General features: G+C 61.3%; 13 protein-coding genes. All 13 read left to right on the plus strand.

Annotated elements, in window-relative coordinates:
- Positions 1-55: 55 nt before the first annotated feature.
- The 13 genes from NK667_RS24165 (at position 56) to NK667_RS24225 (ending at position 11,634) form a co-directional block, all read left to right on the plus strand.
- Entirely contained in the window at positions 56-844 is a 789-nt protein-coding gene (locus NK667_RS24165) for an ABC transporter ATP-binding protein (protein WP_054616365.1), read from the plus strand.
- Entirely contained in the window at positions 841-1,788 is a 948-nt protein-coding gene (locus NK667_RS24170; RefSeq protein WP_054616366.1) for an ABC transporter substrate-binding protein, read from the plus strand. Before NK667_RS24165 ends, NK667_RS24170 begins: the two co-directional genes overlap by 4 nt.
- Positions 1,785-2,795 (plus strand): FecCD family ABC transporter permease, encoded by a 1,011-nt coding sequence (locus NK667_RS24175; protein WP_054616367.1) that lies wholly within the window; start codon positions 1,785-1,787, stop codon positions 2,793-2,795. Before NK667_RS24170 ends, NK667_RS24175 begins: the two co-directional genes overlap by 4 nt.
- Positions 2,796-3,148: 353 nt before the next feature.
- Positions 3,149-4,414, plus strand: a complete 1,266-nt coding sequence (gene urtA, locus NK667_RS24180; RefSeq protein WP_054044050.1) for an urea ABC transporter substrate-binding protein — start codon at positions 3,149-3,151, stop codon at positions 4,412-4,414.
- A 162-nt stretch (positions 4,415-4,576) separates the two neighbouring features.
- Positions 4,577-6,079, plus strand: coding sequence for an urea ABC transporter permease subunit UrtB (gene urtB / locus NK667_RS24185; RefSeq protein WP_054616368.1), 1,503 nt, complete (start codon positions 4,577-4,579; stop codon positions 6,077-6,079).
- Entirely contained in the window at positions 6,079-7,158 is a 1,080-nt protein-coding gene (urtC, locus tag NK667_RS24190) for an urea ABC transporter permease subunit UrtC (protein ID WP_054044052.1), read from the plus strand. The genes urtB and urtC overlap by 1 nt, the downstream gene beginning before the upstream one ends.
- Complete coding sequence (urtD, locus tag NK667_RS24195; RefSeq protein WP_054044053.1) at positions 7,155-8,024, plus strand: urea ABC transporter ATP-binding protein UrtD; 870 nt, start codon at positions 7,155-7,157, stop codon at positions 8,022-8,024. The genes urtC and urtD overlap by 4 nt, the downstream gene beginning before the upstream one ends.
- Before the next feature lie 129 nt (positions 8,025-8,153).
- The gene (gene urtE / locus NK667_RS24200; RefSeq protein ID WP_007950600.1) at positions 8,154-8,852 is read left to right on the plus strand and encodes an urea ABC transporter ATP-binding subunit UrtE; all 699 of its coding nucleotides are present in this window, start codon (positions 8,154-8,156) and stop codon (positions 8,850-8,852) included.
- 30 nt (positions 8,853-8,882) lie between these two features.
- On the plus strand, positions 8,883-9,722 hold the full coding sequence (locus NK667_RS24205; RefSeq protein WP_054616369.1) for an urease accessory protein UreD: 840 nt from the start codon (positions 8,883-8,885) through the stop codon (positions 9,720-9,722).
- 219 nt (positions 9,723-9,941) lie between these two features.
- Positions 9,942-10,244 (plus strand): urease subunit gamma, encoded by a 303-nt coding sequence (gene ureA, locus NK667_RS24210; protein ID WP_033055605.1) that lies wholly within the window; start codon positions 9,942-9,944, stop codon positions 10,242-10,244.
- A 9-nt stretch (positions 10,245-10,253) separates the two neighbouring features.
- A complete protein-coding gene (locus NK667_RS24215) occupies positions 10,254-10,787 on the plus strand; it encodes a GNAT family N-acetyltransferase (protein ID WP_054616370.1) in 534 nt (177 codons plus the stop codon).
- Positions 10,788-10,792: 5 nt separating this feature from the next.
- A complete protein-coding gene (locus tag NK667_RS24220) occupies positions 10,793-11,329 on the plus strand; it encodes a GNAT family N-acetyltransferase (protein ID WP_054616371.1) in 537 nt (178 codons plus the stop codon).
- On the plus strand, positions 11,326-11,634 hold the full coding sequence (locus tag NK667_RS24225) for an urease subunit beta (protein WP_054616372.1): 309 nt from the start codon (positions 11,326-11,328) through the stop codon (positions 11,632-11,634). Before NK667_RS24220 ends, NK667_RS24225 begins: the two co-directional genes overlap by 4 nt.
- The last annotated feature ends 41 nt before the right edge of the window (positions 11,635-11,675 follow it).

Genomic DNA, 11,675 nt, shown 5'->3' on the forward strand with positions numbered 1-11,675 from the left:
CGAGGCTTGCCCGCGAAGGCGTCCCCAGCAACACCCAATATTTCAGAGTAATTGCATGACCTCGCTCAACCTCACACACCTCGCCTGGACACCCCTGGGCCACGGCCACTGCCATCACCAGTTCCAACTGCGTGACGCCTCGCTGCACGTGGCTGCCGGTGAGTTTGTCGGGTTGATCGGCCCCAACGGCAGCGGCAAGACCAGCCTGTTGCGCTGCGCCTATCGCTTCAGCAAACCCGAGAGCGGCGAGGTCCAGCTCGATCACCACAACGTCTGGAAACAATCCTCACGCTGGTGCGCACAACGCATCGCGGTGGTTTTGCAGGAATTCCCCGACGCCTTCGGCCTGACGGTCGAAGAAGTGGTCGCCATGGGCCGCACGCCGCACAAAGGCTTGTTCGATGGCGACACGATTGAAGACCGAAACCTGGCTACTCACGCGCTGAAATCCGTCGGTCTCGAAGGCTTCGAAGACCATGCCTTCGCCACCCTCTCCGGTGGTGAAAAGCAACGAGTGATCCTCGCCCGCGCCCTGGCCCAGCAACCGCAATTGCTGATCCTCGACGAGCCGACCAACCACCTCGACCCGCGCTATCAGCTTGAGCTTTTGCAACTGGTCAAACGCCTGAACATCGGCACGTTGGCGAGCATCCACGACCTGAATCTGGCCGCCGCTTTCTGTGATCGTCTGTACGTGATCAACCACGGCCGCATCGTCGCCAGCGGCACACCGAAAGAAGTCCTGACCGCCCCGCTGCTGCGCGAGGTATTCGGCGTCGAAGCGCTGATCGATGACCACCCCCTCCACGGCTACCCCCGAATCACCTGGATAACCCAACCATGACTGTGCGTTCCCTGCTGTGCGTCGCCCTGTTGCTGGGCGCTGCCCAAGCCTCTGCCGAGGCCACGAAATACCCGCTGACCGTCCAGAGCTGCAATCGCGAAGTGACATTCAAGCAAGCGCCGAAACACGCGGTCAGCCACGACATCAACATGACCCAGATGATGCTCGCCCTCGGCCTCAAGTCGAGCATGGCCGGCTACAGCGGTGTCACGGGATGGAAGTCGGTTACGCCCGAGATGCAGACCATCCTCAATGGCTTGCCGGAACTGGCGGCCAAGTACCCGTCGGTGGAAACCCTGCTCAACGCCAACGTAGATTTCTTCTTCGCAGGCTGGGATTACGGCATGCGCGTCGGCGGTGACCTGACGCCGCAAACCCTGCAACCGCTGGGCATCAATGTCTACGAGCTGACCGAGTCCTGTGCCTTCGTGATGAAGCGCCCGGCGGCCACGCTGGAGGACACTTACAACGACCTGCGCAACCTCGGCAAGATCTTCGACGTGCAGGACCGCGCCAACGGTTTGATCACCGAGATGCAGGCGCAAGTCGCCGAGGTTCGTAAAGACCTGCCGGCGGACAAACCTCGCGTGTTCCTCTACGACAGCGGCGAAGACCGGGCCATGACCTCTGGCCGTCTCGGCATGCCGCAAGCGCTGATCGATGCGGCCGGTGGACAAAATATTCTCGATGACGTCGAGGCCAGTTGGACGCGGGTCAATTGGGAGAACGTGGTCGAGCGCAATCCACAGGTGATCGTGATCGTCGACTACGGTGAGGTCACCGCCGAGCAGAAAGAACAATTCCTGCTCAATAACAAAGCCCTGCAATCGGTAGACGCGATCAAGAACCAGCGCTTTATCGTCATTCCTTACGTGCAGGCCACGCCGGGGATCGACAACGTGCTGGCGGTGGAAACCCTGGCCAAGGGGTTCCACGGCGAATGATCGAGCGTCGCTATGCGTTGCTGCTGATCGCACTCGGCGCGCTGTTGCTGGTGTCGTGCGTGGTGTCCCTGGGCTTCGGGCCGGCGCGGGTGCCGGTGGATGTGGTGTGGCGGATTTTGCTGCACAAGATCTTCAGTGTCGGCGAGCCAGACTGGGCGGCCGGGCAGGAACACATCGTATGGCTGATCCGCGTGCCGCGCATGTTGCTCGGGGCACTGGTGGGTGCCGGGTTGGCGTTGATTGGTGCGGTGCTGCAAGCAGTGACGCGCAATCCGCTGGCGGATCCGCACCTGCTCGGCGTGACCTCGGGCGCCACGTTGGGCGCGGTGATTGTGGTGCTGCATGTCGGTGAGATTGTCGGTCTGCTGACCCTACCGATTGCGGCGTTTATCGGTGCGTTGGCGAGCATGCTGATCGTGCTGATGATCGCCAATCGCAACGGGCGGCTGGACAGTGATCGCCTGCTGTTGTGCGGCGTGGCGGTGTCGTTCGTGATGATGGCGATTGCCAATTTGCTGCTGTTCATGGGCGATCACCGCGCGAGTTCGGCGGTGATGTTCTGGATGCTCGGCGGGCTCGGCTTGGCGCGCTGGGAATTGCTAGCGCTGCCGGCGGCCAGCGTGTTGCTGGGGTTGGTGTTGTTGCTCGGGATGGCGCGGCCGTTGAATGCGTTGATGGCGGGTGAGCAGACGGCGGTGACGCTGGGCTTGAATGCTCGCACGGTGCGGTTGCGGGTGTTCTTGATTGCTTCGCTGATGACTGGGGTGCTGGTGTCGATCAGCGGGTCGATCGGGTTTGTCGGCTTGATGGTGCCGCACATTGCGCGGCGGTTGGTGGGGGCTGAGCATCGCAGATTGTTGCCCGTTTGCGTTTTGCTCGGCAGCGTTTTCCTGGTCTGGGTCGACGTCGCCGCCCGCACCCTGATCGCCCCGGAAGACTTGCCCATTGGCGTCGCCACTGCTGCCATCGGCGGCCTGTTCTTCATCGGCCTCATGCGCCGCCGGTAATCCCCAGAACCCCTCATTCCCCTGTAGGAGCTGTCGAGTGAAACGAGGCTGCGATCTTTTGATCTTTAAAAATCAAAGTCAAAAGATCGCAGCCTCGTTTCTCTCGACAGCTCCTACACAGTTCATACACAGCACCAATACAGTTCCTGCAGCACTCTTCGCCCCAATCTGGCGCAAGCCGGCGCACCAGTGCATCCTCGGCGTTCCTTCCTGGTGCGCCGCTATCCCCGCGCGACCGCTCTAACACGACATTTCCTTGCCAAAACCCGACCAGGCACAGCCCTTGCAAAACAGCCTTCAGTAGTCCGCCTCTGCCAATCAAAAAAAATACTAATGTTCATGGAGATCGCACAATGAAGCGTCGCAGCTTGATCAAGGCTTTCACACTCACGGCAAGCATTGCCGCGATGGGCATGACCTGGACTGTCCAGGCCGCCGAGACCATCAAGGTCGGCATCCTGCACTCCCTGTCCGGCACCATGGCGATCTCCGAAACATCCCTCAAAGACATGGCGTTGATGACCATCGACGAAATCAACGCCAAGGGCGGCGTGAACGGCAAGATGCTGGAACCGGTAGTGGTCGACCCGGCGTCGAATTGGCCGCTGTTCGCTGAAAAAGGCCGGCAGTTGCTGACCCAGGACAAAGTCGCCGTGGTGTTCGGTTGCTGGACTTCGGTATCGCGCAAATCGGTGTTGCCGGTGTTTGAAGAACTCAACGGCCTGCTGTTCTACCCGGTGCAGTACGAAGGCGAAGAGATGTCGCCGAACGTGTTCTACACCGGCGCGGCGCCGAACCAGCAGGCGATTCCGGCGGTGGAATACCTGATGAGCGAAGAAGGCGGCAGCGCCAAGCGTTACTTCCTGCTCGGCACCGACTACGTCTACCCGCGCACCACCAACAAAATCCTGCGCTCGTTCCTGCACTCCAAAGGCGTGGCGGACAAGGACATCGAAGAGGTCTACACCCCGTTCGGCCACAGCGACTACCAAACCATCGTCGCCAACATCAAGAAATTCTCGGCCGGCGGCAAGACGGCAGTCATCTCCACAGTCAACGGCGACTCCAACGTGCCGTTCTATAAAGAGCTGGCCAACCAGGGCCTGAAAGCTACCGACGTGCCAGTCGTGGCGTTCTCGGTAGGCGAAGAGGAACTGCGCGGCATCGACACCAAACCGTTGGTGGGCAACCTCGCGGCGTGGAACTACTTCGAATCGGTCGAGAACCCGCAGAACAAGAAATTCGTCGCTGACTGGAAAGCCTACGCCAAGAAACACAACCTGCCAGGCGCCGACAAAGCGGTGACCAACGACCCGATGGAAGCCACTTATGTCGGCATTCACATGTGGGCGCAAGCAGCTGAAAAAGCCAAGTCCACCGACGTCGACAAGGTCCGCGAAGCGTTGGCCGGCCAGACCTTTGCCGCGCCGTCGGGTTACACGCTGACCATGGACAAGACCAACCACCACCTGCACAAGCCAGTGATGATCGGCGAGATTCAGGCCGACGGTCAGTTCAACGTCGTGTGGCAAACCGAAGGCCCGATCCGCGCCCAGCCGTGGAGCCCGTTTATCGATGGCAACGACAAGAAGCCGGATTATGCGGTGAAGAGCAACTAAGCCACTGGGTGTCACGGCCCGGACACGAAGCCCGGGCCTGACGCAAATCCCTGTGGGAGCGGGCTTGCTCGCGAATGCGGAGGGTCAGGCACATTGATGTTGGATGTGCCGCCGTCTTCGCGAGCAAGCCCGCTCCCACATTGTCCGCGCAAGGCCAACGACATGCCGACTGCCCTTTACCGCCTCATCCTCGCCCTCGCGCTGTTACTGCCGATGGCCACCCACGCCGGCGACGCCGAAGACTTCGTCGCGGCCAATCCCGTGCAGCAAGCCAAACTCCTGGAAGCCTGGGCCGCGCAGCCCGATCCGGCCCGTGTCGAACTGATCAACGCCCTGCAACAAGGCGAGTTGACCGTCGACGGCCAACCGAAAACCCTGCGCCTGAATAACCGCCTGCGGGGTCTGATCGACACCGCGCTGGCCAGCCACCAATTGCTCGCCGCCGACGCCAAAATCCGTCTGGCCGCCGCGCAGCAATTGCAGAAAAGCGCCAAACCGGCGCAGCTGAAATTCCTCGACCAGCAACTGGCTGGCGAAAAAGATGAAAGCGTTCACGCCGCCCTCAGCCTAGCGTTGGCCAACCTGCAACTGGTGGACACCGACCCCGCCGTGCGCCTCGCCGCCGTGCGTTTGCTCGGTGAAACCGGCGACCCGCTGGCCCGTACGCGCCTCGAAGGTTTGCTCGAACCCGGCGTCGAAGCCGATGCCGGTGTGCGCACCGCTGCCGAAACCAGCCTCGCTCAAGTCAAACGCAAACTGCTGATCGGCGAGTTGCTCGGCCAGGCGTTCAGCGGCATGTCCCTCGGTTCGATCCTGCTGCTCGCGGCACTCGGCCTCGCCATCACCTTCGGCCTGCTCGGCGTGATCAACATGGCCCACGGCGAGATGCTGATGCTCGGCGCCTACTCGACGTATGTGGTTCAGCTGATGTTCCAGCGCTTCGCCCCACAAGCCATCGAGTTCTACCCGCTAATCGCGTTGCCGGTGGCGTTTTTCGTCACCGCCGCCATCGGCATGGCGCTGGAGCGCACGGTGATTCGTCACCTCTACGGCCGCCCGCTGGAAACTTTGCTCGCGACTTGGGGCATCAGCCTGATGCTGATTCAACTGGTGCGTTTGCTGTTCGGCGCGCAGAACGTTGAAGTGGCGAATCCGGCGTGGTTGTCGGGCGGGATTCAAGTGCTGCCGAATCTTGTGCTGCCCTACAACCGCATCGTGATCATCGCTTTCGCGCTGTTCGTAGTGGTGCTGACCTGGTTGATGCTGAACAAAACCCGCCTGGGCCTGAACGTGCGCGCCGTCACCCAGAACCGCAACATGGCGGCCTGCTGCGGCGTACCGACCGGACGCGTGGACATGCTCGCCTTCGGCCTCGGCTCGGGCATCGCCGGCCTCGGCGGCGTGGCGCTGAGCCAGATCGGCAACGTCGGCCCGGACCTCGGCCAGAGCTACATCATCGACTCGTTCCTGGTGGTGGTGCTCGGCGGCGTCGGCCAGTTGGCCGGTAGCGTGTTCGCGGCGTTCGGCCTCGGTATCGCCAACAAGATTCTCGAACCACAAATCGGTGCCGTACTCGGCAAGATCCTGATCCTCGCGCTGATCATTCTGTTTATTCAGAAACGTCCGCAAGGCCTCTTCGCACTGAAAGGACGGGTGATCGACTAATGAACCAGCCTCTTATAGTCACAGCCTCACAAAAGGCCGGCCCCAAAGTCACGATCGCCGTGGGTGCGGTGATCCTCGTTTTGCTGTTGGCGTTACCGCTGCTGTCGCTGCTATCGCCGGTCAGCGTCTTCCACGTTTCGGCCTACACGTTGACGCTGGTGGGCAAGATTCTTTGTTACGCCATCGTCGCTCTGGCGCTGGATCTGGTCTGGGGTTACGCCGGTTTGCTGTCCCTCGGTCACGGTTTGTTTTTCGCTCTCGGCGGTTATGCGATGGGCATGTACCTGATGCGCCAGGCCTCGGGCGACGCCTTGCCGGCGTTCATGACCTTCCTGTCGTGGACCGAATTGCCGTGGTACTGGACCGGCACCAGCAGCTTCCTCTGGGCCATGTGCCTGGTGGTTTTGGCACCGGGACTGCTGGCGTTGGTGTTCGGCTTCTTCGCTTTCCGTTCGCGGATCAAAGGCGTGTATTTCTCGATCATGACCCAGGCCCTGACCTTCGCCGGGATGCTGCTGTTTTTCCGCAACGAAACCGGGTTTGGCGGCAACAACGGCTTTACCAATTTCCGCACGATTCTCGGGTTTGGCATTACCGAACCGGGGACGCGCGCGGTGTTGTTTTTCGCCACGGTGGTGTTGCTGGTGGCGAGCCTGTTTATTGGTTGGCGCCTGGCGCAGAGCAAATTCGGCCGCGTGCTGACCGCGTTGCGAGATGCGGAAAACCGCCTGATGTTTTGCGGCTACGACCCGCGCGGTTTCAAGCTGTTCGTGTGGGTGTTGAGCGCGGTGTTGTGTGGTTTGGCCGGTGCGTTGTACGTGCCGCAAGTCGGGATCATCAACCCGAGTGAAATGTCGCCGACCAACTCCATCGAGGCCGCCGTGTGGGTCGCCTTGGGCGGTCGCGGCACGCTGATCGGGCCGTTGCTCGGCGCCGGCGTGGTCAACGGCATGAAGAGCTGGTTCACCGTGGCCTTCCCGGAATACTGGCTGTTCTTCCTCGGGGCCCTGTTCATCGTCGTGACCTTGTATCTGCCCAAAGGCGTGATCGGTCTGCTGAAGAAAAGGGGCGAACAATGAGAGTCACAGCGACGGCGGAATTTATGCTCGAACCCGCGTTTTTCCCGGTGGAACCGAACAAGGACGCAGGCACCAGCCGCGACAGCATCGGCTTCGGCCAACGTGTCGGCCCTGGCCTGGATACGCGCCACGGCACGATCCTGACCCTGGAAGACATCAGCGTCAGCTTCGATGGTTTCAAGGCGCTGAACAGCCTGAACCTGTACATCGGCGTCGGCGAATTGCGCTGCATCATCGGCCCCAACGGCGCGGGCAAAACCACGCTGATGGACGTGATCACTGGCAAGACCCGGCCGAGTCACGGCAAGGCCTGGTTCGGTGAAACCCTGGACCTGACGCAGATGAGCGAAGTGCAAATTGCCCAGGCCGGCATCGGTCGCAAGTTCCAGAAGCCGACGGTGTTCGAAGCCCTGAGCGTGTTCGAAAACCTGGAGCTGGCGCAGAAAACCGACAAATCGGTGTGGGCGAGTTTGCGCGCGCGCCTGACCGGCGAACAGAAAGATCGCATCAGCGAAGTGCTGGAAACCATTCGCCTGACCACGTCGGTCAATCGCCCGGCGGGTTTGTTGTCCCACGGTCAGAAGCAGTTTCTGGAGATCGGCATGCTGCTGATGCAGGACCCGCAATTGCTGCTGCTCGACGAGCCGGTGGCGGGCATGACCGATGCCGAAACCGAATTCACCGCCGAGCTGTTCAAAAGCCTGGCCGGCAAGCATTCGCTGATGGTGGTGGAACACGATATGGGCTTCGTCGGCTCGATTGCCGACCACGTCACCGTGTTGCACCAGGGCAGCGTGCTGGCCGAAGGGTCGCTGGAACAGGTGCAGGACAATGAGCGGGTGATCGAGGTCTACCTCGGTCGCTAGACCTGCGAATACACCCACCTGTGGGAGCGGGCTTGCTCGCGAAGACGGCGGCACATCCAACATCTTTGCGACAGATACACCGCATTCGCGAGCAAGCCCGCTCCCACAGGGGATTGAGGAGAATTTGAAATGCTGCAAGTCGACAAGCTGCACCAGTACTACGGCGGTAGCCACATCCTGCGCGGTCTCTCGTTTGACGTGAAGGTCGGCGAAGTCACTTGCCTGCTCGGGCGCAACGGCGTGGGCAAGACCACCCTGCTCAAATGCCTGATGGGTTTGCTGCCAGCCAAAGAAGGCGCGGTGAACTGGGAAGGCAAGCCGATCACCACCTTCAAGCCGCACCAACGGGTGCATGCCGGGATCGCCTACGTGCCCCAGGGCCGGGAGATTTTCGGGCGGCTGACCGTGGAAGAAAACCTGCTGATGGGCCTTTCGCGGTTCCCCGGCAGCGAGGCGAAAGAAGTCCCGGCATTCATCTACGAATTGTTCCCGGTGTTGCTGCAAATGAAGCAACGCCGTGGCGGTGACTTGTCCGGCGGCCAGCAACAGCAACTAGCCATCGGCCGCGCACTGGCCAGCCGTCCGCGCCTGCTGATCCTCGACGAACCCACCGAAGGCATCCAGCCGTCGGTGATCAAGGAAATCGGCGCGGTGATCAAGAAGCTTGCTGCTCGTGGCGACATGGCGATTTTGCTGGTGGAACAGTTTTACGACTTCGCCGCCGAACTGGCCGATCAGTACCTGGTGATGTCCCGGGGCGAGATCGTGCAACAGGGTCGCGGTGAAAATATGGAAGCCGAAGGTGTGCGCGGACTGGTTACGATCTAGTCTGTAGCGTCCTAACGATAATAAGACGATATGAATTTACCTGTTCCCACTGTCCTGTTTACCCCGAGCTGGCACGCCGAGCTGGAGCTGGGCTACGCCCGTTTCGGCGACAGCACGCGCCCGGTCCTGCGTCGGCACCAAGGCCCGCTGCGCGTGCAAAAGCACCTGTACGCCGAAGGACCCGAGGTGTGCCAGCACATCATCGTCCACCCGCCGGGCGGGATTGCCGGGGGTGATCGGCTGGACATCAGCGCCAGCGTCGGCAGCGATGCCTGGGCGCAAATCACCAGCCCCGGCGCCGCCAAGTGGTATCGCGCCGCCGGCCCCGCTTATCAGCAGCTGAACTTGAACGTGGCGGCCGGTGCGACACTGGAATGGTTGCCCCAGGAGACGATCATCTTCAGCGCGGCCCAGGCCGAACTCAGCACCTCGATCAACCTTGAAGGCGATGCCCGGTTGTTCTACTGGGACGTGGTCGCACTCGGTCGCCCGGCCAGTGGCGAACGCTTCGACCTCGGGCATTTCCAGGCAAAACTCGACATCCGCCGCGACGGCCAGTTGCTCTGGCACGAACGCCAGCGCATTGTCGGGAACGATGGATTGCTCGACTCGCCGATTGGCCTGGATGGGCAACCGGTGTTTGCGACGTTGCTGGTGACCGGGGAGATCGACAGTGAATTGCTGGAAACCTGCCGCTCGCTGCCCAATGACGTACGCGGGGATCTGACCCAGTTGCCGGGGCTGTTAGTGGCGCGGTGCCTGGCCAGTGAAGCGTTGTTGGCACGGGGTTGGCTTATAGATTTGTGGCGCTTACTCAGACCTGCGCTACTCGGACGAGAAGCCGTCCCCCCAAGAATCTGGAGCACCTGAACACCGATTCCCTTGTAGGAGCTGGTAGGAGCTGTCGAGTGAAACGAGGCTGCGATCTTTTGATCTTGACCTTTTTCGGAACCGCCGAAGATCAAGATCAAGATCAAGATCAAGATCAAGATCAAAAGATCGCAGCCTCGTTTCACTCGACAGCTCCTACACAGCTCCTACAGGGTGCAAGACGCAAGATTTTCATTCTGCCAAAAATGGATTCCAACGATGGACCTGACCCCACGCGAAAAAGACAAGCTGCTGATCTTCACCGCTGGCCTCGTCGCCGAGCGGCGTTTGGCTCGCGGCGTGAAACTCAACTACCCGGAAGCCATGGCCTACATCTCTGCGGCGCTGCTCGAAGGCGCCCGTGACGGTCGCACCGTGGCCGAGTTGATGCACTTCGGCACCACCCTGTTGAGCCGCGAACAAGTGATGGAAGGCATCCCGGAAATGATCCCGGAGATCCAGGTCGAAGCGACGTTCCCCGACGGCACCAAACTGGTCACCGTCCACCAACCGATCGCCTGAGGCCGCGCCATGACTTATCTCATTCGTGATGCGCTGCACGCAGACCTGCCAGCGATCCGCGACATCTACAACGATGCGGTGCTCAACACCACTGCGATCTGGAACGAGCAAGCCGTGGACCTGGGCAACCGCCAGGCGTGGTTCAGCGCCCGGCAATCCCAGGGTTATCCGATCCTGGTGATCGTCGACGCTGATAACAGCGTGCTGGGCTACGCTTCATTCGGTGACTGGCGGCCGTTCGACGGTTTTCGCCACACCGTCGAGCATTCGGTCTACGTGCGCAGCGACCAGCGCGGCAATGGCCTCGGCCCGAAATTGATGGCCGAGCTGATCGAACGCGCCAAGGGCTGCGACAAGCATGTGATGGTCGCCGCCATCGAAAGCGGCAATGCCGCTTCTATTCGTCTGCATGAACGCGCCGGTTTCCTGATCACCGGGCAGATGCCCCAAGTGGGCACCAAGTTCGGTCGCTGGCTGGACCTGACCTTCATGCAACTGACCCTCAATCCTGGCGCGGAGCCGCCGAACGCCAACAAGGAGTAACACCGATGAACGCCGCCCAACTGCGTCGCGTCAACGTTGAAAGCTTTGCGCACTATCGCCAGGGGTTGATCGATTTGCTGCTGGACGCCGTGGGTTATGGCGCCAGCGTCGGTTTCATGGCCGACCTCGATGCGACTCAGGCCCGGGCCTATTTCGATGAGGTCCAGGCCAACCTGAACAAGGGCAACGTGTTGCTGTGGGTGGTGGTCAAGGACGAGCAGGTGCAGGCCAGCGTCCAGTTGACCCTGTGCCAGAAAGCAAACGGCCTGAACCGCGCCGAGGTGCAGAAACTGCTGGTGCGCGAGCATGCGCGCCGTCGCGGCCTCGGCCAACAATTGATGAGCGCTCTGGAACTCGCAGCCCGCCAGCACAAGCGCGGCATGCTCTACCTCGACACCGAGGCCGGCTCCCCCGCTGAAGACTTCTACAGGGCGTTGGGCTACACCCGCGCCGGCCAGATCCCCGACTACGCCTGCGACCCTGCCGGCAACTACCGGCCGACCGCCCTCTACTACAAGATTCTGCAAGGAGTGAATGGATGATTCCCGGTGAATACCAGATCCAGCCCGGCGACATCGAACTCAACGCGGGCCGCCGCACCATTAGCCTGAAGGTGGCCAACAGCGGCGACCGGCCGATCCAGGTAGGCTCGCATTACCATTTTTTCGAAACCAACGACGCCCTGACCTTCGACCGCGCCGCCAGCCGCGGCATGCGCCTGAACATTCCGGCCGGCACCGCCGTACGCTTCGAACCGGGACAAAGCCGCGAGGTCGAGCTGGTCGATTTGGCCGGGCATCGGCGGGTGTTCGGGTTTGCCGGCAGGATCATGGGTGACCTTGATTGATATCTGCGGTGCCTTCAAAAGATCGCAGCCTCGTTGCACTC

Origin of the sequence: Pseudomonas nunensis (assembly GCF_024296925.1) — a bacterium.
Lineage (GTDB): Bacteria > Pseudomonadota > Gammaproteobacteria > Pseudomonadales > Pseudomonadaceae > Aquipseudomonas > Aquipseudomonas nunensis.

Excerpts from the sequence above, each read along its gene's own strand:
- urtB (WP_054616368.1), top strand. The coding sequence starts at position 4,577 with ATGCCGACTGCCCTTTACCGCCTCATCCTCGCCCTCGCGCTGTTACTG.
- NK667_RS24170 (WP_054616366.1), top strand. The coding sequence starts at position 841 with ATGACTGTGCGTTCCCTGCTGTGCGTCGCCCTGTTGCTGGGCGCTGCC.
- NK667_RS24225 (WP_054616372.1), top strand. The coding sequence starts at position 11,326 with ATGATTCCCGGTGAATACCAGATCCAGCCCGGCGACATCGAACTCAAC.
- urtE (WP_007950600.1), top strand. The coding sequence starts at position 8,154 with ATGCTGCAAGTCGACAAGCTGCACCAGTACTACGGCGGTAGCCACATC.
- NK667_RS24215 (WP_054616370.1), top strand. The coding sequence starts at position 10,254 with ATGACTTATCTCATTCGTGATGCGCTGCACGCAGACCTGCCAGCGATC.
- NK667_RS24205 (WP_054616369.1), top strand. The coding sequence starts at position 8,883 with ATGAATTTACCTGTTCCCACTGTCCTGTTTACCCCGAGCTGGCACGCC.
- urtD (WP_054044053.1), top strand. The coding sequence starts at position 7,155 with ATGAGAGTCACAGCGACGGCGGAATTTATGCTCGAACCCGCGTTTTTC.
- ureA (WP_033055605.1), top strand. The coding sequence starts at position 9,942 with ATGGACCTGACCCCACGCGAAAAAGACAAGCTGCTGATCTTCACCGCT.
- urtA (WP_054044050.1), top strand. The coding sequence starts at position 3,149 with ATGAAGCGTCGCAGCTTGATCAAGGCTTTCACACTCACGGCAAGCATT.
- NK667_RS24220 (WP_054616371.1), top strand. The coding sequence starts at position 10,793 with ATGAACGCCGCCCAACTGCGTCGCGTCAACGTTGAAAGCTTTGCGCAC.
- NK667_RS24165 (WP_054616365.1), top strand. The coding sequence starts at position 56 with ATGACCTCGCTCAACCTCACACACCTCGCCTGGACACCCCTGGGCCAC.
- NK667_RS24175 (WP_054616367.1), top strand. The coding sequence starts at position 1,785 with ATGATCGAGCGTCGCTATGCGTTGCTGCTGATCGCACTCGGCGCGCTG.
- urtC (WP_054044052.1), top strand. The coding sequence starts at position 6,079 with ATGAACCAGCCTCTTATAGTCACAGCCTCACAAAAGGCCGGCCCCAAA.